This is a genomic window from Chitinophaga sp. S165 (genome assembly GCF_003182155.1).
Taxonomy (GTDB): Bacteria; Bacteroidota; Bacteroidia; order Chitinophagales; family Chitinophagaceae; genus Chitinophaga.
The window spans coordinates 817,034-836,881 of record NZ_QGTG01000002.1 but is presented as its reverse complement, the minus strand read 5'-3'; the positions used below and the strand labels follow the sequence as shown (position 1 = coordinate 836,881).

20 protein-coding genes are annotated in these 19,848 nt (G+C 44.3%); 8 read left to right on the top strand and 12 right to left on the bottom strand.

Annotation, left to right across the window (positions count from 1 at the left end; all coding sequences use genetic code 11):
* The first annotated feature begins 178 nt into the window (after positions 1-178).
* From C7475_RS11675 to C7475_RS11650, 6 genes are all read left to right on the top strand, one after another.
* On the top strand, positions 179-331 hold the full coding sequence (locus tag C7475_RS11675) for a lmo0937 family membrane protein (RefSeq protein ID WP_110053527.1): 153 nt from the start codon (positions 179-181) through the stop codon (positions 329-331).
* Positions 332-619: 288 nt separating this feature from the next.
* Positions 620-1,318, top strand: a complete 699-nt coding sequence (locus C7475_RS11670) for a ferritin-like domain-containing protein (protein WP_110053526.1) — start codon at positions 620-622, stop codon at positions 1,316-1,318.
* A 39-nt stretch (positions 1,319-1,357) separates the two neighbouring features.
* On the top strand, positions 1,358-2,182 hold the full coding sequence (locus tag C7475_RS11665; protein ID WP_110053525.1) for a ferritin-like domain-containing protein: 825 nt from the start codon (positions 1,358-1,360) through the stop codon (positions 2,180-2,182).
* Positions 2,183-2,321: 139 nt separating this feature from the next.
* On the top strand, positions 2,322-3,452 hold the full coding sequence (locus C7475_RS11660) for an esterase-like activity of phytase family protein (protein ID WP_110053524.1): 1,131 nt from the start codon (positions 2,322-2,324) through the stop codon (positions 3,450-3,452).
* A gap of 496 nt (positions 3,453-3,948) precedes the next feature.
* Positions 3,949-7,104 (top strand): TonB-dependent receptor, encoded by a 3,156-nt coding sequence (locus tag C7475_RS11655; protein ID WP_110053523.1) that lies wholly within the window; start codon positions 3,949-3,951, stop codon positions 7,102-7,104.
* Between the two features lie 29 nt (positions 7,105-7,133).
* Positions 7,134-8,699: a RagB/SusD family nutrient uptake outer membrane protein gene (locus C7475_RS11650; protein ID WP_110054045.1), complete on the top strand. Its 1,566-nt coding sequence runs from the start codon at positions 7,134-7,136 to the stop codon at positions 8,697-8,699.
* 76 nt (positions 8,700-8,775) lie between these two features.
* Here C7475_RS11650 and map read toward each other — a convergent pair whose 3' ends face one another.
* Genes map through C7475_RS11635 form a run of 3 tightly spaced genes read right to left on the bottom strand, consistent with a single transcriptional unit; the run spans position 8,776 to position 10,651 of the window.
* A complete protein-coding gene (gene map / locus C7475_RS11645; protein WP_110053522.1) occupies positions 8,776-9,540 on the bottom strand; it encodes a type I methionyl aminopeptidase in 765 nt (254 codons plus the stop codon).
* 7 nt (positions 9,541-9,547) lie between these two features.
* A complete protein-coding gene (gene tmk / locus C7475_RS11640; protein ID WP_110053521.1) occupies positions 9,548-10,234 on the bottom strand; it encodes a dTMP kinase in 687 nt (228 codons plus the stop codon).
* A 45-nt stretch (positions 10,235-10,279) separates the two neighbouring features.
* Positions 10,280-10,651 carry a helix-turn-helix domain-containing protein gene (locus C7475_RS11635; protein WP_110053520.1) on the bottom strand — a complete coding sequence of 124 codons (372 nt, stop codon included), beginning with the start codon at positions 10,649-10,651 and terminating at the stop codon, positions 10,280-10,282.
* Positions 10,652-10,801: 150 nt separating this feature from the next.
* Between C7475_RS11635 and C7475_RS11630 the strand changes: the two genes are divergently transcribed.
* Complete coding sequence (locus tag C7475_RS11630) at positions 10,802-11,680, top strand: SDR family oxidoreductase (protein WP_110053519.1); 879 nt, start codon at positions 10,802-10,804, stop codon at positions 11,678-11,680.
* A gap of 141 nt (positions 11,681-11,821) precedes the next feature.
* Positions 11,822-12,697 carry a helix-turn-helix domain-containing protein gene (locus C7475_RS11625; RefSeq protein WP_110053518.1) on the top strand — a complete coding sequence of 292 codons (876 nt, stop codon included), beginning with the start codon at positions 11,822-11,824 and terminating at the stop codon, positions 12,695-12,697.
* Positions 12,698-12,715: 18 nt separating this feature from the next.
* Here the strand turns inward: C7475_RS11625 and C7475_RS11620 are convergent, their stop codons facing one another.
* From C7475_RS11620 to C7475_RS11575, 9 genes are all read right to left on the bottom strand, one after another.
* Positions 12,716-13,384 carry a LysE family transporter gene (locus C7475_RS11620; protein ID WP_110053517.1) on the bottom strand — a complete coding sequence of 223 codons (669 nt, stop codon included), beginning with the start codon at positions 13,382-13,384 and terminating at the stop codon, positions 12,716-12,718.
* Positions 13,381-15,171, bottom strand: a complete 1,791-nt coding sequence (locus C7475_RS11615; RefSeq protein ID WP_110053516.1) for an NRDE family protein — start codon at positions 15,169-15,171, stop codon at positions 13,381-13,383. Before C7475_RS11615 ends, C7475_RS11620 begins: the two co-directional genes overlap by 4 nt.
* The gene (locus C7475_RS11610) at positions 15,159-15,674 is read right to left on the bottom strand and encodes a DinB family protein (protein ID WP_110053515.1); all 516 of its coding nucleotides are present in this window, start codon (positions 15,672-15,674) and stop codon (positions 15,159-15,161) included. The genes C7475_RS11615 and C7475_RS11610 overlap by 13 nt, the downstream gene beginning before the upstream one ends.
* Entirely contained in the window at positions 15,671-16,072 is a 402-nt protein-coding gene (locus tag C7475_RS11605) for a DoxX family protein (protein ID WP_110053514.1), read from the bottom strand. The genes C7475_RS11610 and C7475_RS11605 overlap by 4 nt, the downstream gene beginning before the upstream one ends.
* Before the next feature lie 24 nt (positions 16,073-16,096).
* Positions 16,097-16,546: a YHS domain-containing (seleno)protein gene (locus C7475_RS11600; RefSeq protein ID WP_110053513.1), complete on the bottom strand. Its 450-nt coding sequence runs from the start codon at positions 16,544-16,546 to the stop codon at positions 16,097-16,099.
* A gap of 22 nt (positions 16,547-16,568) precedes the next feature.
* Positions 16,569-17,039 carry a YHS domain-containing (seleno)protein gene (locus C7475_RS11595; RefSeq protein ID WP_110053512.1) on the bottom strand — a complete coding sequence of 157 codons (471 nt, stop codon included), beginning with the start codon at positions 17,037-17,039 and terminating at the stop codon, positions 16,569-16,571.
* 172 nt (positions 17,040-17,211) lie between these two features.
* Positions 17,212-17,745: a carboxymuconolactone decarboxylase family protein gene (locus C7475_RS11590; RefSeq protein ID WP_110053511.1), complete on the bottom strand. Its 534-nt coding sequence runs from the start codon at positions 17,743-17,745 to the stop codon at positions 17,212-17,214.
* 30 nt (positions 17,746-17,775) lie between these two features.
* Positions 17,776-18,618: an AraC family transcriptional regulator gene (locus C7475_RS11585; protein WP_110053510.1), complete on the bottom strand. Its 843-nt coding sequence runs from the start codon at positions 18,616-18,618 to the stop codon at positions 17,776-17,778.
* A 529-nt stretch (positions 18,619-19,147) separates the two neighbouring features.
* Positions 19,148-19,654, bottom strand: a complete 507-nt coding sequence (locus tag C7475_RS11575; protein WP_110053508.1) for a hypothetical protein — start codon at positions 19,652-19,654, stop codon at positions 19,148-19,150.
* Between the last annotated feature and the right edge of the window lie 194 nt (positions 19,655-19,848).

Here is a 19,848-nt window from a genome sequence, read left to right as displayed (position 1 = left end):
CCTTGCTGGGGAATACACTCCACAAAAAAAAGCGTCTAAAAAACACTATTACGTACTACTCAGGAAAGGGAAGAATACGCTGTAACCCCTATAAATACTGAATATACGTATGATCTGTTTCAATTAACACTATCTGGCATAGATTTTTTACTTCTTATTGTAACCAAATCTTTATGACATGAACGGCTTACTTTATTTGATCGCAGTGATCCTCATTATCGGATGGATTCTCGGTGCGTTTGTTTACTCCGCCGGCAGTTTGATTCACGTGCTGTTGGTATTAGCTATCATCGCTATTCTTGTAAATATTATACGCGGCAGGGCTGTGTAGGCCATGCAACCAGGCTCCATTGTGTGAAATAGGTAATCAATCGTAACAGATAATTTAAACATTGTCTTGTTGTGATTGATTACCTTATTTTTTTCTAAGTTCAGCTTGTATTATAGCATACTATACAGTAGTTATTATTTTTGTTTTTAAAACCGGATCCCTGAAACCCGCGTATATCCTTATCAGAAGCACCAGTGATAATCCCAAGTACTACTCGTGTTTCCAGCTAGCGCATTGTTTCTACTGATATCAGTCGACGTAAAATTCATTCACTCAAAATCTCAATTTATGTTCACACGGAAACCCCGCTCTGTGACCAGTAATGGTCAGGGGAATGGTATTGCTATGCCTAACGTGCACCGTCGTACTTTTCTCAAATATGCAGGCATGGGCACTGCTATACTAGGCGTCGGATCACTGGCTGGTTGTAGTAGTGATGATGATGATAGCGCTGGTGTCAATTTTGGTAGCGGCGATACGTCGGTATTAAACTATGCATTCGCGCTGGAACAACTGGAAGCTGCATTCTATATACAAGTATTGACTACACCTTATGCAGGTATTTCAGATGTTGAAAGGGATTTTTTTACAGACATCCGCAATCATGAAATTGCACATCGTGAGTTCTTTCGCAAGGCGCTTGGAGGCAGCGCCATACAAGACCTTGCTGTAGATTTTTCAACGATTGATTTTACCAGCAGAGATAAAGTACTTGCTGTTGCCAAAACGTTTGAAGATCTGGGCGTAGCGGCTTACAATGGCGCAGGACAATTCATCGACAAGGCTGATTATCTCGTGTTAGCGGGAAAGATCGTTTCTGTAGAAGCACGGCACGCTGCGCTTATCAGGGATCTTATCAGTAATGGCACTTTTGCGTCAGATGCAGATGCACAGGGTCTTGATTTTGTTAAATCTCCTACGGAAGTATTTGCTGCGGCAGGGGTCTATATCAAGACGCCCATCAATATCAATACGCTGCCAAAGTAAACCGCAGACTTAATTCTTCAACCGTTAAATCTGATCATTATGAATCTGCAAAACATTTTTTCTGTTATAGAAAAAGCAGACCCGGAAATATATCAGCGCCTTGATACGCGAAGAGATGCCATGAAACAATTCAGGGACATAGGACGAGTACTGGCACTATCAGCTATTCCCATGGCACTTGGAGGTATGTTCAAAAAGGCATATGGACGCGCCCCGGCAGATGTATTGGGTGTGCTGAACTATGCATTGAAACTCGAATATCTCGAAGCTGAGTTTTATGCGACTGCTATTGCAAAGCCAGGATTATTTCCCACAGATGCATCGCGTGGTGCATTTACCACTATTGCCAATCATGAAGCGGCACATGTGGAACTTCTCAAAGGAGCTATCACCGGTGCAGGAGGAACACCTGATCCTAAACCTACTTTTGATTTCTCCGGCGGTAAAGGGCTTGATCCTTTCAATGACTATCCTACTTTATTGATCGTAGCACAGGCATTTGAAGATACGGGCGTAAGGGCTTATAAAGGAAAGGCAACCGTATTGCAGGAGAATCCTGATGTACTTACCGTTGCATTGAGGATCCATTCTGTTGAAGCCCGTCATGCGGCACACTTACGTTACATGCGCAGAAATCTTCCCGGAGCGCTGCAACCAGCACTGAAGCCGTGGATCACAAACGCTGCTAATGACGTCCCGCTTATTCAACCTGTTTACGCAGGTGAAGATAATGATGTGCAGGCCACAATAACGATCACAGGTATTGCGGCCGACATCACAAAAGAAGATGCTACAGAAGCTTTTGATGAATTTCTGACAGAAGAACAAGTATTGGCTATAGCTGGTATGTTTATTAAACCATAGTATTTCCATCGTCCCGGATCGTGTGGTGGTGTAACCACAAGCAACTAGTGTCATACAAGCTGGCCCTCCCCGTTTTAGGTGGGAGGGCCGCTTGCTTTCATTTACTACTTTTGTATCTCATAAAAACCATGCTTCATTTATGAGACGATATATGCTGCTTGGTATATTGCTAAGTGGTTGCGCCACTATGCATAATACCAATGTTAAAGACACAACGACACCCGTTATTAACTCACTGACATTACTCCATAAATACATCGTTCCTCACAACATGCCTTTTAACGGCACGACTGTCGGCGGACTTTCAGGTATTGATTATGACAGTGCCCGGAAGGTGTATTATATGATCTGCGATGACCGTTCAGAAAGACAAGCGGCGAGGTTCTACACGGCACAGGTGCCTGTAGGTAATTTCGATAATGACAGCATCCGTTTCACGGGTGTTACCTATTTGAGAATGCCTGACGGGAATGTATATCCGGCAACTAAAAGCATCGTGCCGGATCCTGAAGCGATGCGTTACAATGCACATACCGGTCATTTAGTATGGAGTAGCGAGGGAGAACGGATCATTTCGGCACAGGGTAATATTATCAATGACCCGGGCGTATTTGAAACTGACAGTAGTGGGCGCTACATCGGCAGCTATCCTTTACCGGAGCAATTTCGTATGCAGGCAACAGAGAACGGGCCAAGACGCAATGGTGTATTTGAGGGGCTTGGATTCACGCCTGACGGCCAACATATGTTTGTGAGCCTGGAAGAACCCCGTTATGAAGATGGTCCCCGTGCCGGCCTGAAAGACACCACTGCCTATGTGCGTATTATTAAATACGCAATGCGTAGCGGCAAACCGGCAGCACAGTATGCTTATAAACTGGAGCCTGTTGCACATCCGTCTATTCCCGAATCAGCCTTTCATGTGAACGGCATTTCTGACATACTTGTGCTTTCCGAAACAGAGCTACTGGTAATGGAACGTTCTTTCTCAACAGGGGTGGAAAACAACTCCATCCGTGTATTTAAGGTTAATCTTCAAAACGCTACAAATATTTCCACCATTCATTCATTGCAGGGAACGAAACAATTTACACCTGTACAAAAGACGTTATTCTTCAATTTTGACGGGCTGGATACGTTCGTGGACAATGTTGAGGGTATGACTTTCGGGCCGGATCTACCAAATGGACATAAGACACTTATTTTCGTGGTTGACAATAATTTTGATAAAAGAGAAGAGACCCAGTTTTACATTTTCGAAGTCAGGTAGAAAAGATATACTATTTTATCAGAAAAATCACACCAAACAGGAAAGTATGCCAAAATAACACTTTCCTGTTTTGGTCAATATTGTATCAGTTTTCAGATTTGCTTCAAATTCCCCGAAATATCGCTACTATTCCCTACCATAGCAGATTTACACCTCCCAAAACTTTTTTGCAAAAACGTTTTACTTTACTTAAAAAATATTATACTTTTAATCCGGAGTTACTATATTTTAAAAAGCCGAAATCGTTATTATAAAACCAGAATTATTGAACTAAAACACAATTCCGTAAAACGTTATTTGAATCATTCGTCATTAATTATTTACTCGTAGCTATTTCTTATCCACAGGATAAACAATCAGCATTTTATTTATTTCTGTTTTTCATTACAACGCCACGTAAAATAATGATGTAATGTAATTAGTGAACTGTACTTGTTGTCGTGACTGCAATCGAATGCTTGCAGACCTATAATCTTTTATCTAAAACCTCCAGAATATGAGTTCTAAATTCACACGTTTCATGAGAATTGCTGTGCAAGGAACATTAGCATTGCTGATGACGCTGCACGGTTTCTCGCAGAGCCGGAAAATTACCGGCCGGGTCCTTGACAACAGGGATAATTCCCCTCTCCCTGGTGTATCTGTACAAATTAAAGGTTCAAGTAGCGGAACACAAACCAAACCAGACGGTACCTATAGTATAGAGGCCGCTTCCGGCAGCACGCTTGTGTTTTCTTTCATCGGCTATCTAAGCCAGGAGAAGGTGGTTAATGGCGCCTCCAACATTAACGTCAGCATGTCCTCCGACGTAAAATCCTTACAGGACGTAGTAGTAGTAGGTTATGGTTCCACAAGGCGTTCTGACCTGACAGGCGCTGTAGCCTCTGTTAAAACCGCACAGCTGGAAGAAAGGCCCGCAGCTTCTGTAAACCAGGCGCTGGCAGGCAGGATTCCCGGTGTACAGGTAAATACCAACTCCGGTCGCCCGGGTGGTCAGACCAACGTACGTATCCGTGGTTTCAGTTCTATCAACACTACCAACAACCCGTTGTATGTAATTGATGGAGTGGTAATTCCGGTAGGTGCGCAAACACAGAGCAGTAACGCAATTGACTTCTTAAACCCGAATGAAATAGCATCAGTAGAGGTACTGAAAGACGCATCCTCTACCGCGATCTATGGTGCAAGAGGTGCGAATGGTGTGATCCTGGTTACCACTAAAAGAGGTAATGCCAGCGGTAGCCGTGTAACTTATGACGTAGGTCTGGCTTACAACACCATCGGTCCTAAACGCGTTCACATGCTCAATGCAAAAGAATATATGCAGGTAGAAGACCTGGCATGGAAAAACGCAGAGATCTATGATCCGGAAGGTTGGGCTAAAGGTAACTACGTATCTAAAGAGCCGAAATTAAAGAGAACCAATCCCGATCTGTTTGACGCCAATGGCAATCCAAAATATGACACAGACTGGTTTAAAGAATCTGTACAACATAAAGTATCTCATAGCCACCAGCTGGGCTTTACAGGCGGCGATGAAAACAGCCAGTTCGGTTTGTTCCTGGGTTACAGGGATGACGAAGGTCTGCTGTTGAATTCTTATCTGAAAAGATATTCCGCACGTTTCACATTCGACAGCCAGATGAAATCATGGTTGAAAGTAGGTGGATCACTAGGTTACACAAGCCAGAATGAGAACCTGGTAGATATCGGAACAGGCGGTCTGAACTCAGTACGTATGATCACTGAGGCACTGCCTTTCCTTCCTGTAAGAATGCCTAACGGTACCTTCTCTAATAACAAACTTTATCCTGGTGCAGAAGGTGGTTCAAACCCTGTTCACATTCTGACTGATCGTAAATACATCCTTCAGACACAGAACGTACTGGGTAACGCATATGCAACCATCACCCTGGCTAAAGGCCTGGAATTCCGCAGTGTTATAGGTGCTAACGTAGTGACCCGCGGTCGTAACGAATGGAACGGACGCTCTCTGATAGACATTTCTGCTACCCAGAAAGGTATCGCGATCGTGGCTAACGACAGGGAAACATACTGGTCATTTGAAAACTACCTGACCTATAACAAACGTTTCAATAAAATACACTCCATTAACGCTTTAGCGGGTGTGGGTTGGCAGGAAGACAACATCTTTGGTTTCAACGTGCGTGGTGAGAACTTCTCTACCGATTACCTGGAAACTAACAGCCTCGGTTCCGCTGGTCTGATCCCTTCATCCGGTGCAGGATCACGTAACCTCGGTTTTGCCTTCAACTCTTACTTTGGCCGTGTTAACTATGGCTTTAAAGATAAGTACCTCGTTACCTTCACAGGTCGTGTGGATGGTTCTTCCAAGTTCGGTCCTAACAACAAATATGCATTCTTCCCTTCCGCAGCGTTGGCATGGCGTGCATCTGAAGAGCCTTTCCTGAAAGACAATCCAACCATCTCTACATTGAAACTGCGTACGAGCTACGGTTTGACAGGTAACTCTGAAATTCCACCTTACAGCTCCCTGTCATTGTTGACTGCAAGCAACGACTATGCGTTCCCATTGAACGGCCAGAAAGTTCAGGGTATGGGTACCAACAGGCTGCCTAATAAAGATCTGAAATGGGAAAAAACAGCACAGTATGACTTTGGTGTGGAACTGGGTCTGTTAAAGAACAGGATCTCCCTGGAAGGTGATATCTACTACAGGAAAACAACAGACATGCTGTTGGATGCTCCGGTACCTACCACCAGCGGTTATACCATTATTAGCCGGAACATCGGTGCTATGGAGAACAAAGGTCTGGAACTCGGTCTGAACACCGTGAATATTGAGACTAAAAACTTCTCCTGGTCTACTACTTTCAACATCTCTTTCAACAAAAATAAAGTACTTGCCCTGGCTACTCCTGCTGACATCTTCGGCATCGGCGGTCCAAACTTCACTAACCAGACAAACATCATCCGTGTAGGTGAACCTGTAGGTTCCTTCTGGGGTCTGGTACGCGAAGGTACCTGGTCAACAAAAGATGCTGCTGAAGCGGCACTGTTTAAAGATTACCGTGGTGGTAAACCAATTCTGCCAGGTGATATTAAATACCAGGACAAAAATGGCGACCATGCAATCAACGATGCTGACCGTCAGATCATTGGTAATGGTAATCCTGATGGATGGGGTGGTTTCTTTAACACCTTCAAGTACAAAAACCTGGACCTGACCGTTGAACTGCAGTTCGTTTATGGTAACGATGTACTGAACATGACCCACCACTCCGGTGAAGACCGTACAGGCCTGGCTAACAGCTTCAGCTCAGTACTGAATTACTGGACACCTGATCATCAGAATACTGATATCGCGGCTCCACGTCATCCGGATGCTGGTTATGTTACCAACGTGGATACCCGTTGGGTAGAAGATGGTTCCTTCCTCCGTGGTAGAAACCTGGCATTAGGTTATAATTTCTCTGCCGAAAAACTGAAACGCCTGCATCTCAGCAAACTGAGAGTATATGCTTCCGTACAGAACTTCTTCCTTGCTACTAAGTTCAGTGGTAATGATCCTGAGGTAAGCACTTACTCACAACCATTTGCACAGGGTCAAACATTCTTTGATTATCCGAAACCAACTACGTTCCAGCTTGGTGCAAACGTTGCTTTCTAATCTAACATTCATCAGAAAAAGAGATGCTCATGAAGAACTACATTATAAAAACCGCACTTAGCATATTGATCGGTAGTAGCTTGTTTACGACCGGTTGCAATAAATTCCTGGAAGAACAGGACCCGTCAAACCTGTCTCCCGACAACTATTATACTTTACCGGAACACGCTGATGCAGCGGTGTATGCAGCTTATGCGCGTGCACGTTTCATCGGTAGCGGCGCCGGTATCTTTTCCGCCAACTTCCAGATGCTGGATGCACCTACAGGTACTGCAGTTACTGCTACTGCTCAGAACTCTGACCTGAACAACCTGTTAGGTCTTGTATACGATGGGGATAATCTTCACGTAAGACAATTCTGGACTGGTGCTTACAGAGTAATTGCCCAGGCGAACCTCGCGCTCGAAAAGATCCCTGGTATCAATCCTATGGATGAAGCACAGAAGAAAAGAACATTGGGTGAAGCCGCTTTCATGCGTGCATGGGCTTACTTCTACGTTGTAAGACTTTGGGGCCCTGTTCCATTAGTAACAAAACCACAAACGCCTGCTTCTTCTGATTTCTATCCCAACCGTACAAGTGTTGACAGTGTATACAATCAGATCGTTGCCGACCTGAAAATGGCCGAAGAATCCGGTCTTCCATGGATGGATGCATCCGGCAGGGTGGGACTGGCAGCAATCAAAACTGAGCTGGCAAAAGTATATCTGACTATGGCCGGATATCCGCTGCGAAAGGATGAATACTACAGACTGGCTGCAGATAAAGCAAAAGAGGTAATTGATTATGCAAAAACCCATACGGGCGAGATCAATCTGTTCGAAACTTATGATCAGCTGCATTCTGTGGCTAATAACAACAAGATCGAACACCTCTTCCAGGTGCAATATCTTGCAGATATCGAGGGTAATCCGATGCAGTCACTGATGCTGCCCAACAACTCACTGGCAAAGAATATCTCTGCTATGGGTAGTGGCGTAGGTAGCTCTGTACCCTCCTCTTCTTTTTATGATTCATATAAAAAGTTTGAACCTAAAGACAAGCGTACAGACAACAGGCAGTTCTTCTTTACTTCCTATTTTGTAGATGGCAAAGGCGATCCGTTTACATTAGACAGACCTTACATCTTCAAACATTTCGACTATGCTGCTCATGGTGTACAAGGCACCGCCGGTACAGGTAGAAGTAATCTGAACATGATGAATATCCGCTACGCGGAAACACTGCTGATCTACGCTGAGGCACAGAACCAGGCAGATGATAATCCAAATGCTGATGCATATGACGCATTAAACCGTGTACGTGCAAGAGCTGGACTGGATCCTTTGTCAGGACTGTCAGCTGACGCCTTCGAACAAGCTGTATGGCGTGAGCGTTGGCATGAGTTTGCTTATGAGGGTATCACCTGGTTTGATATGGTGCGTCTGAAAAAAGTATATAACGAAGACAATAACGGCTTCGACAACTTTGAAGGGCACATCAACAAAAATTCGGGTAGAGCACTGGAAACAAAACACCTGCTGTTCCCGTTGCCAATTCAGGAAATGCGTAACAACCCTAATCTGAGACCTCAGAACGACGGTTACGGATCTTAAAATCATATCTTGCCATAATAAAGAAGAGGGCCTCGTTGTAGAACGAGGCCCTCTCTTTTTTTATTCAGAAAACTATTTATTCCCATATCTGGTTGGCTGCCGTCAGGATCACCGGCTGCCCGTCCGTTACAATAATAGTATGCTCATGCTGCGCTACAAAACTACCATCACTGGTTACCAGCGTCCAGCCGTCTCCCATATCATAAGCATAAGACGCTTTCGTAGAGATGAACGTTTCAATGGCCACAACACTATTTTTCCGGAAACGGTTCTTGTTCATACGATCATAGTAGTTCGGGATCTCTTTCGGTTCTTCATGCAGGCTTCTGCCTACACCATGGCCTACCAGGTTTTTGATGACCCTATAGCCCATCTTCTTTGCCGTTGTTTCAATGAGATGACCAATATCGGCGATCTTTACTCCGCCTCTGATCTCTCTGATTGCTTTCTGCAATATCAGCTTTGAAGCATCCACCAACGGCTTATGGTTGTTGATATCATTTCCCAACACAAACGAACCTCCATTATCTCCCCAGAAACCATTCAACTCCGCAGATACATCTATGTTGATCAGATCACCTTCTTTAAGTATTTTATTCTCGGTAGGAATGCCATGCGCCACTTCATTATTCAGGCTGATACATGTCCAGCCGGGAAAGCCATAGGTCAGCTTTGGTGCAGATTTAGCACCCATTTCATTCAGCAATCTGCCACCATATTCATCCAACTCTTTTGCTGACATACCCGGGCTGGCGTACTCCCTCATCTTCCTTAATGTAATACCAACAGCTTCACTCACTGCCTGCATACCTAAAAGTTCTGCATCGGATGTTATAGACATAAACTAATTATTTTATGATGTTATGTATAATAGCTGCGTGGATGTCCGCAATAGACTTCATCTGCTGGTCACTGTCATAACAAATGATCTTTGTGACGGATGGATCTGTATCTGCTAATATTTCATACTCACGTTTTACCGCCAGCTGTAACGAGAAGTCCTTTTCATGGATATCCTCTTTTCCGTTCAGGTATTTTCTTTCCTCTCCTGAACGTCTTTCTGTCAATGCCTTCTCCGTATGAGAGAAGGGTACATCAAGGTACACGGAAAGATCTGGCTGGGGAATACGGTTGTATTCATACTCAAACATATTGATCCATTCACGCAACTCTTTTTTCTCTTCTTCTGTGTGCAGCTTCGCGCACTGAAAGGCTATATTGGATAATACATACCGGTCTACCAGTACTACATATCCGCTGGCCAGCCATTCGTTAATATTGTGTGCAAATGCTTTTCTGTCTTCTGCAAATAACAGCGCCACCAATTGCGGATGTACGCTCTTTACATCTCCGAATTCTCCTCTCAGGAACCTCGCGATCAGCGCTCCGAATATACCCTCCTGTACAATAGGAAAATGTACGAACCTTGTTTCTATTCCCTGCTTATTGAAATATTCTGTCAGTAAAGCGATCTGGGTAGATTTACCCGCTCCATCCAGTCCTTCAATGGCAATAAACCTGCTATTGTTTTGCATTAAGAATCAATTAAAACTATCTGTAAAGATAGCATTAATTGGAGTTTACACCCCAGCATACTTTTCACGGGATGCATAGATGCCCTCCATATGGGTCGTAGCCCATTCCGCGAGGCCTGCAAGATGTGGCAACAGGCTGGTCCCTCTTTCGGTCAGTGTGTATTCAACCTTAGGTGGAATTTCTGCATATACCTTGCGGGTCACCAGTCCGTCCGCCTCCAGGCTCTTGAGCGTAACGGTCAGCATCTTCTGAGAGATGTCGCCTATTTCATGGTGTAATTGATTGAACCGCATAGTGCCTTCTTCCCCCAGGATAGTGACAACAAGCATGGACCATTTATCCCCGAGGCGGTCCAATACGTTCCTTACGGCACACCCTTCGGGAGCAACTCCACATTTTCCCTGATTTTTTTTCATCTCAATACATTGATTTTCAACAATAGTTACTTCAGCGTAACAATCAAACCGCGCGGTGCCTTCTTGTCAGCGATTTAGCAGTGCCATACCTTTGACTTACCAAAAGTAAGTTAAGATAATTAAGTAACCAATATTGTAAAATAACGTAAAATGGGAAAAGTATTAGTAACCGGCGTAACAGGAAACTTAGGAAGGATCGTACTGGAAAAACTGCTCCACAAGGTACCAGCCTCAAATGTTAAAGTATTAGTACGCGACGCTGAAAAAGGGGAAGCATTTAAACAACTGGGTGTAGAAGTCGCCATAGGCAGCTATGACGATAAAGCATCACTTGTAGCAGCTTTCCAAAACACAGACAAGCTATACTTTGTTTCGGGCAATGATGTTGCCAACCGCGGTAAACAACACGAAAACGTTGTAAATGCCGCTATAGAAGCCAAAGTAGGCCATGTAGTGTACACCAGCTTCCAGCGGAAGAATGAAACCGCAACATCTCCGATCCACTTTGTTGCAGTAACACATCTGCTGACAGAAAGATTACTGCGGGAATCCGGCCTAAAATACACCATTTTGAAACATGGTATATATGCTGAGATGATCCCGTTGTTCATAGGAGACAGGCCCCTGGAAACAGGTGTTATGTTCCTTCCGGCAGGCGATGGTAAAACCTCCTATCTTTTACGGAGCGAACTCGCAGCCGCGGGAGTAGCCGTGCTGACAGAAGAGGGACATGAGAACCACAGTTATGAGCTGACCGGCTCAGAAGCTATCTCTTACGAAGACCTGGCAGCGAAAATTTCCGCGATCACCGGAAAACAGATCTCCTATGTATCACCAACGCCGGAAGTCTTTGCCGCTGAACTGACAAACGCAGGTGTACCCGCAGAGTATATCGGCTTATTCACCGGGTTTGCTGTAGCTGCCAAAGAAGGAGAGTTTACCAACATCAGTAGCGATCTTGAAAGATTGACGGGCAAAAAAGCAGACAGCGTTGACACGTACCTGAAGCAGGTATATGGAGCGAAGTAAGCCATTTAAAATAAAATATTAAGGAGCAATGAAATAAAGAACAGTACCTCGTTTAAAAGACGGGGTACTTTCTTATTTTACAGACGATTATATGCTGAATGGCATTACAACATTTGAATTTAAAAATGTGTTCATACTACCATGAGGTTAGCGTATAAAAACAATAAGACTTCCGGAGAATGCAGGCTGATATTGGACGAGCCAGAATTTGACCGGTACTTCTATGGGAAAGACCGAAAGGAAAAGTTGCTGACTATAGCCTGGAACAGGGGAGAATCCCAGGCGGTACTAATTGACGGAGTACAATATGAGTTCCCCAACAACACCATACTCTGCCTGATGGTTAATCAAACCTTCCAGTTCGCGAATCCAGAGTGTATTGTTGCCTGGCAGTTTAACCGGCCGTTCTATTGCATTGTAGACCATGACAAGGAAGTAAGTTGTGTAGGCTTTCTGTTTTATGGCTCAAGGGATATGATGTTCATTGCGCTGAATAATGTAATGCAGTATAAAATCGACCTGCTGTTAAAGGTTTTTCTGGATGAGTTTGAGACGGTAGACAACATCCAGCAGGACATGCTGCAAATGCTCCTGAAAAGACTGATCATTATTATCACCCGCCTGGCAAAAGAACAATTCCTGAATGAAGAAGAACTTCCCGAATCAAAGCTTAGCATAGTTCGCCAATACAATCTGCTGGTGGAAAAGAACTACAAGGTTGAACACCGTGTCAAGTTCTATGCAGATCAGCTGAACCGCTCTCCCAAAACCCTTGCTAACCTTTTTGCCCTGTACAATGACAAGTCCCCATTGGCCATTATACAAGATAGAGTACTGCTTGAGGCAAAACGGCTGCTAATATATACTGACAAAACATCGAAAGAAATAGCCTATGATCTCGGTTTTGCAGATGCTGCGCATTTCAGTGCATTCTTCAAAAAACTGGCATCATTTGCACCCTCGGATTTTCGGAATAACAAGCCTGCCATTCTTACAAGCAACAACAATAACTGTTAGACGGAATAGTTGACCTCTTTACTCATTTATACGGCTGGTCCCTGTTAACACAGGAGCCGGTTGTACAAAAAACGCCTTATAGAGTTGCACCAGTGCTGTTACCAGCAATGTTATCCCCACTATCCAGTTCAACAACACGTGCTGCTGTACCAGATGATCGATCAAAAAGCGTCCGGCGAGTGCATATAACCCAAATGCCATTGCAGTACCCAGACCTATCGCTAAAACATAAAAGTTATGAGAAGCATTGTTATCATCCAATACATGCTTAGACTTCAGCACAGCTGTCCATCCAATCCAGAAAGGTACATGCAGGGGATTGATAACACTCAGCAACAGCCCTAAGACCAAAGGATGCAGGTCTGTAAAAGGCAATTCCGCACTGAACTCCAGCTTTTGCCAGGCGGCCATCAGGCTGTTAAACGCAAGCAGTAATAGTATCCCCCCGGCGATCAGGTTAAAATACAATACTAACCGTTTCAATTTTTCCAGCTGCTGTACTGCCATCAATGCAATACGTACCAGGAGCATTTCTACGAAGATGGCAGCTACAGAAAAAGCTGCTGCTCCCGGCAGATCATCTGAAAAACTGAAATTAGCAACTGTAAGATTAAGTGTTCCCAGCGGCAGAGACCCCGCAAAGCTGATGATCATCGCCCAGGCAATAAGTCTGATATGTTGTTTCATAGCTGCCTGACTTGTTTTAAGTGACGTGTGTGGCTTTGCAGCATTTTCATGCCCTCTGCGATATTCATGAGGGAAAGCCCTTTCTTCTTCACATTCAGCCTGCTGATGCAGTATAATAACCTCCAATGCCTGCACACTTCCTTCCAGGCAAAAAACAGCGAATGTGAAGGATCATAAATATGTGTAGGCTCGCTGCCCGCACCGTTTAATTCTATAATAGAAAAGTCCGCCCCTTTATTCAGCGCTTCCCAGCTTTTGAATTTTATGTCTAAGCGGCCATAGTAAAAGCCGGGTATCTGTTTACAAATTGCATCTATCTCGCGTGTCAATGATTCTGTGATCTTTTCGCTCAAGTCCACAAATAAAGCTCCACGGCTATGGTTGCCATATGGCACTACCAACCGGCTGATCCCCGCCTCAAGGACCACATCTAGTACTGAGCCCTCAGTTTGACGAAGAGAAGGGAGCTGCAGTAATGCCCGGTCCTGCTTTTCAAGCAGCATCGCGATCGTTGATCTTCCATCTCCTGTAACGGAGAGGAATTCCTTGCCAACAATACCGGAAATATGTCCGCTTTGCTCTCCGGGGATCCGGTAATAGAAAATGCCTGCTTCCAGCTCATAATCAATGTATTCCTGTACAATGAAGTCCACCTTGCTAAGACGGCAATAGTTTTCCAGATCTGCTATTGTATACAGCAGTTTTACCTGTACGCCGCGTTCTCCCATATCCGGCTTGGCTATCAGAGGAAAAGTCATTCCTCTCTCTTTCAGTTGTCTTATTACTGCTTCAGGAGTTGCGCCGGCTTGATAGAGTGCCGTTTGGGGATAATACCGTTGCGGGATCAACTTATAGATATCGCTTTTGCGCTCCTGCGCAAATCCGGAATTCTCAATCCCTGGATTGGCAGCACTGAAGAAAAAGAAAGAGCGGGCTTTTATACTTAACCACAACCAGTAAAAATATAATGGTCCATATATCATGTAAGACGGCCAATATTCCCAGTGCCGTGCTCTGATGATGGCACGACGCACTGCAGACAGCAACTTCGTGGTTTTCCGATCAGCGAGTGAGTTCTTGCGACTAAAAGATCTCTCTGCATCAGATCCGGATTGCAGGTCCCTGTAACGCATCCGCAACTGACTGCCGCCTATAAGGATCGACGTGATACTTACTGTACGGACTTTATTCTCCCGGTTCATGACCAGGCTATTCCTTACATCTCCTTTCCCCGCATGCTGATGAAAAGAAAAGATCTCTTCAGTGCTAATCCTATCATTCCGCTGATCCAGCCAATCACGGAACCACTGCCGCCTCTCCAGTGTTTCCTCATCATCATACAAAGTGACTGACGACCATATATACGCCGTTCCGGCGTCGAGTAACAACCGGTGTTTCCCAAAACCATCCCAGCGGCATTCCCATAGCACTCCTTTGGTAAAAAGTACTAACGTAAATGGTTCTATTCCTTCAAGGTCAATTTCATTGAACTGTTGTTCAGGATCTGCCGCCTTTATAATATCCAGTACAATCTGTCCGCGGCTTCTTCTGTATGGCGGCTTACGCAGATGTTTTATAAAAGCTCCATTCAACAGCACCAGGGCGTCTCCGTTATCTTTAAGCGCGATCCAGCTACCTCCGGCATCGGGATCTTTGGGAAAGACCAGTTTATATCCATCCCCGGAGAAGTAAGCCGGATCAATTGCCCGGCCCCGGTTCACCTGCTCGTCCCTGTTAGATGTAAGGTGAATACCTGATGCTGTTGGTATGAAGGTCACTGTACACATGCGCTCCTGTGTTTTAAAGTTGAAATAGCAACACCGAATTCCTCCGGCAGCACGATTGTTGACACCGCGTTAACTCCAATTCTTAATAATGCCATATGGTGAACGGTATGCTCCAGGTTATAAACCAATTCACGGCTGTAGTTTGTTTCAACTGATCCCAACACCTCATTGTCATTGCTGTAATCTACCGTCAGCGTCAGCGCCTTATTCTCTTTGTCCAGCAGTGATAGAACCATCGTTAAACTATCTATGGCACAGGCCCGGCTGGTCTCTATCCGGTAATCCCGTTTCCTTTTATCGTAGTTCACCTGTCCGGTCGCATAACCGGCATTCAACTCCAGAAAGAACTCTATAATGTGCCTTGTATGTTGTCCCAATGTAGCATTGGTGAGCACCTTTACCGGCCGCACATATTGTTCGTCTGTGAGTTCCTCCAGCAGGTCTTGCAATTGTAGCAGCAGTCCTGCCAGAGGAATCATTACTTGTGATACAGCGGTTGTCATAACGCAGTAGATTTGGGCTTAAAAAGCAAATGAAGTATCTGCGCCCTGTATACCAATGCCAAAACGCCACTGCTTATAAATACCAGCAAAGCATACATGAAAAGCAAGCCTCCGTCGTCCTGTACAACAATGCCTAATTTAGTGAGGTGGGAGAGTATCGCACCGCCCATTAATCCCGTAGCCAATACAGCACCGAAACCAGTGGTTCGCGGATATAGTATCAGAAGGGATGCAATCAACTCCAGCGTACCAATGCCAATGCGTCCCCAGGGTTCCATTCCCAAAGTAGAAAAGATGTAAACTGATTCAGGAGCAGCGGTAAACTTGAAGAATAGTGTCTGTAGCATAATAACAGCAGCGACTAGCCGCAGTACCCAGAGAATGACAACTTTGATCATATAACTTCTTTTAGTTGTTGATGATTACTCTTTATCTTTTATGTTCACCCATTCCTTATCTGCTTTTTCAATAAAGCCCGGCTGATCTTTCATCCAACTCTCTTTAACTTTAGCATCATAGTTGAAGTATAGCTTGTTGTCCACGATCGTCCAGGTATCAGTCTCAGTCGGCGCTTTATGTCCATGAGCTGTACCATAGGCACAATATCCGCCATACTGTGGTGCATAATGCTCCGGATTAGCCTGGAAGCTGTCAAGGTTCTCTTTCGAAGCGAAAAGCCACTGCGCATCTTTCCAGGTGTAGGACAATTCTTCCTTACCCTTCACAGCCTTCTGCTCTCTAAAGAACGCAACGGGATCATACCCTTTAATAGCCTTACCATCGGGGGTAAAGATCTCTTTCTTTGTGTTTGTTTTGTTTGCTCCGCATGCCGCCAGAAATAGTACGCATGCTGCGATGATCAGATTTCTCATGTGTGTTTTATATTGTTATGGATTATTTGACAAACCTGGTCCAGTTCTTATCAGCGTTATTCTTCAACTGAGCTTCGTCCTCGTTCCATTTTTCCAGCGTGTTATTAAAGTATTTGTTGTAAAAAACAAACAGCTTACCATCCACGATTTTGAATGTTTTAGGGTTGATCTCTACTTTCTCACCTTTAGCACCCATTGCATATGCGCACCATCCGCCGTATTGAGGTTCATATTTTGCAGGATTGATTTTAAATGTTTGTCTGTGCTCTTCTGATGCAAAACGGTATGTAATACCATTATAAACTGTAGCAATATCCTGCTTGCCTTCCACTGCTTTGTGATCGGTGAAGTAAGCGACAGGATCGTAGCCCTGTAACGCTATGCCCGATTTGTCTACATTATATTCCTTCTTGCGCACCGGCGCCGTTTGCTGTGCTGAAACCCCGGTTATAAATACCAATGCCAAAACCAGTGTACCAATTAGCTTTTTCATGACTTTCGTTTTATCGAGTGATTGGTGAAATAAACGTGTTGTCTTTATGTCACAGGCTTCTTCTTTTTGCCCGTTGACTAACAACACTGTAAAACTACTATGTCCTGAAACCCTGGTAAATGCCCGCAGTTCCCGAACACTTATCTAAATTGCCCGAACTGAGAAGGTAGGATCAGATTGAAATTTCAGGGGGATTATCCAACGGTACATTCATCGTGCGAGTCAGCATGTTGGAGATCATATTCGCACCTATACACAATACAACATCTACAAGATGGGCATTAGTATAGCCCATTGCAAAGAATTGGTCCAGCGTCGATTCTTCCGGCTTACATCTGTTAAGCATCATACTATGTGTGAGTCTGGCAAGCGTATCATATTTCAGATCAAATGCGGCTGTCCCGGCTTTGATCTGACCTATCTGTTGTTCGCTGAAACCATTGAGGCTGGCTATCATGGCATGTGATTGCAAACAATATGCTGATTCATTAAAAGCACCGACCACAAGGCTGATCACTTCTTTTTCCTCTATTGTCAACAGCTGTTTTCTGGACTGTAGCCGCACATAGGTATCCAGTGCTGTATCAGAGAGGGCAAGCATGGCATATAGGTTAGGCATTATTCCTAACTTGTCATTAAAATAATCGAAGTACTTTTTATTCAAGGGAGAGACGTCTTCTTTTGTTGGTATACAGAACGTATGCATAACTGTTCATTATAACACGATGAATTAATATCATTCTACCCGCTGTCCCCTAAAGTCAGAAATGCTATGACCACTATACAATTTGAAAAACCGGCTAAAGTGCGCGGGATTAGAAAAACCTAAGAGGTAGGCAATTTCTTTAGCTGATTTGTCAGTATAGAAGAGATAACGCTTTGCTTCTAAAATAATCCTGCGTTGGATCAGTTTAGAAGGAGCGGGATAATTAAAAATGCCGAAAAGGTTAGCCAGTGTTTTTGGCGATTTATTTAACGCGTTGGCATAAAACTGTACATCATGCTGTGTCTTAAAATTATCTTCCAGCAGCAAATTGAACATGCGCACAACGCTCATTTTATCTTCCGTCAGTTTGCTATAACCTTCTGTCTGTTTTTTAGCGATACGGGTTACGATAATGATCAGGCGCTTCAACAATATGCGTAACATTTCTGCCTGCATACTGTCTTTGCTTTCCAGCTCTTCTATGCTCAGTTTCTCTATAAGAGCGATCTGGTCTATTTCCTGTTGTGACAAGCGTACGAACAAAGGATGGCGGATGCCATAGAAAAGAAATCCTGCGCAACCTACTTCGACATCGTGATCCACGATACAATAGAAATCCCTGTTAAACTGCCAGGCGACAAGTTCTTCGGGTCGTTCAAACGCGAAGTGCTGATTGGCTACCAGGGGCAGGATCGAATTTGCCGGAAAGTTATAAGGCACCTGATCGATAGTAGCCTTTTGATCACCATACCTGTTGAAAACAATAGTATTGATTGCACCTGCTTTGGGAACGCCATCCCCTTTTAGGTCACTGTCCCCTGTTCTTACTGAAAACAATCCATTGGTACCTCGTTCTACGAAGAGTAAATTCATAACACCTGTCTTTTTTAACAGCAGCCCCGATTGTACTACCCGCTTTGGCACAGCTGGCCGTTTACAAAAGTGCTTTTCGAACTGCTTTCGAGGATGGTCCGGCTGGCGCTCATAAATTCGTCTTTGATTTGCTATATTATATTCCGGACCAGCATGCAAAACTATCTGGTATGTATTGCTGAAGCAATGCCAGCCTTTCCCGATATGTTATCCAGATTTCCCGAAGAAGGAGGGAGGGAACTATTCGAACTGGTTGTACGAATGAAATCCCCGGTTGTGTTAAACAACTGTGAAAGAATACTTGCCGGAAAACAAGAAAGCCTTACCGGCAATTACCGGTAAGGCTTTCACTATCTGTCAGGGCTTTTATCCTATATGTAATTATTGCAAAAGCACGCTTGAAGAGGTGGTATTAATACTATCTTTCCAAACCATCGCATATATACTTGAAGGCTGACTATTTAAATGAATAGTTCCTTGAACATCGCCAGGTTTAAATGATGGAAAACATATCCAGCAGGTCATGCCATTAACCCACAAGATTACTCCCTTCACCACAGATCAAAAATCCTTTTTCCTCTATATCTCCTTTTATTACACCGGCCAGATTTGTCATTACCAGTGTCAGGCTTCCTGAAGATATTACATCGAACGGTTCGTCGGTATCGATAACAACAACCCATTTGTTGCCGGCACACATTGTTTGTAATAGGTCTCTCATTGTATAATGAGCTTCTTCAGGATCTTCCGGCTCTTCATACTCCGGAGTATTCATCCATAGTTTTCGGCCATAGATGTCTAGTCCGGCACCTTTTACGCTGATGCACTGCCAGTCAGTCGATGTAGACATGACCGGAAGGTTACGCTGCACAAAGTCAGTTACCGGGCTATAAACGAGTTTGTAGTTCGAGCCGAAATCAGCTTCGGGTGGTCCCTGCGGGTATTTTTCTCCCTGCCATTCGAAAACAGGCTCACTAAATGTGAGGCCAGGGATGTGCGTACCAGCGGGAATGAGTATTTCAAATATCAGATCCATACAACTTTATTTATGTGAGCAGCGTTCCTCTCTTATTGGGGAAAACTTAAAGAAATTTCCTGGATATATGAACAAAGGCCTTCCCATTTTATGTAATACTTTGGATCAAGTTGAAGTGTTGGGAATTGATGTTCAGCATAAATTTCAGAACGTCCAAACAAGACAAATTCTATCTGTTCCCCCCTTGCCTCGCA

Excerpts from the sequence above, each read along its gene's own strand:
- C7475_RS11675 (WP_110053527.1), top strand. The coding sequence starts at position 179 with ATGAACGGCTTACTTTATTTGATCGCAGTGATCCTCATTATCGGATGG.
- C7475_RS11670 (WP_110053526.1), top strand. The coding sequence starts at position 620 with ATGTTCACACGGAAACCCCGCTCTGTGACCAGTAATGGTCAGGGGAAT.
- C7475_RS11665 (WP_110053525.1), top strand. The coding sequence starts at position 1,358 with ATGAATCTGCAAAACATTTTTTCTGTTATAGAAAAAGCAGACCCGGAA.
- C7475_RS11660 (WP_110053524.1), top strand. The coding sequence starts at position 2,322 with ATGAGACGATATATGCTGCTTGGTATATTGCTAAGTGGTTGCGCCACT.
- C7475_RS11655 (WP_110053523.1), top strand. The coding sequence starts at position 3,949 with ATGAGTTCTAAATTCACACGTTTCATGAGAATTGCTGTGCAAGGAACA.
- C7475_RS11650 (WP_110054045.1), top strand. The coding sequence starts at position 7,134 with ATGAAGAACTACATTATAAAAACCGCACTTAGCATATTGATCGGTAGT.
- map (WP_110053522.1), bottom strand. The coding sequence starts at position 9,540 with ATGTCTATAACATCCGATGCAGAACTTTTAGGTATGCAGGCAGTGAGT.
- tmk (WP_110053521.1), bottom strand. The coding sequence starts at position 10,234 with ATGCAAAACAATAGCAGGTTTATTGCCATTGAAGGACTGGATGGAGCG.
- C7475_RS11635 (WP_110053520.1), bottom strand. The coding sequence starts at position 10,651 with ATGAAAAAAAATCAGGGAAAATGTGGAGTTGCTCCCGAAGGGTGTGCC.
- C7475_RS11630 (WP_110053519.1), top strand. The coding sequence starts at position 10,802 with ATGGGAAAAGTATTAGTAACCGGCGTAACAGGAAACTTAGGAAGGATC.
- C7475_RS11625 (WP_110053518.1), top strand. The coding sequence starts at position 11,822 with ATGAGGTTAGCGTATAAAAACAATAAGACTTCCGGAGAATGCAGGCTG.
- C7475_RS11620 (WP_110053517.1), bottom strand. The coding sequence starts at position 13,384 with ATGAAACAACATATCAGACTTATTGCCTGGGCGATGATCATCAGCTTT.
- C7475_RS11615 (WP_110053516.1), bottom strand. The coding sequence starts at position 15,171 with ATGTGTACAGTGACCTTCATACCAACAGCATCAGGTATTCACCTTACA.
- C7475_RS11610 (WP_110053515.1), bottom strand. The coding sequence starts at position 15,674 with ATGACAACCGCTGTATCACAAGTAATGATTCCTCTGGCAGGACTGCTG.
- C7475_RS11605 (WP_110053514.1), bottom strand. The coding sequence starts at position 16,072 with ATGATCAAAGTTGTCATTCTCTGGGTACTGCGGCTAGTCGCTGCTGTT.
- C7475_RS11600 (WP_110053513.1), bottom strand. The coding sequence starts at position 16,546 with ATGAGAAATCTGATCATCGCAGCATGCGTACTATTTCTGGCGGCATGC.
- C7475_RS11595 (WP_110053512.1), bottom strand. The coding sequence starts at position 17,039 with ATGAAAAAGCTAATTGGTACACTGGTTTTGGCATTGGTATTTATAACC.
- C7475_RS11590 (WP_110053511.1), bottom strand. The coding sequence starts at position 17,745 with ATGCATACGTTCTGTATACCAACAAAAGAAGACGTCTCTCCCTTGAAT.
- C7475_RS11585 (WP_110053510.1), bottom strand. The coding sequence starts at position 18,618 with ATGAATTTACTCTTCGTAGAACGAGGTACCAATGGATTGTTTTCAGTA.
- C7475_RS11575 (WP_110053508.1), bottom strand. The coding sequence starts at position 19,654 with ATGGATCTGATATTTGAAATACTCATTCCCGCTGGTACGCACATCCCT.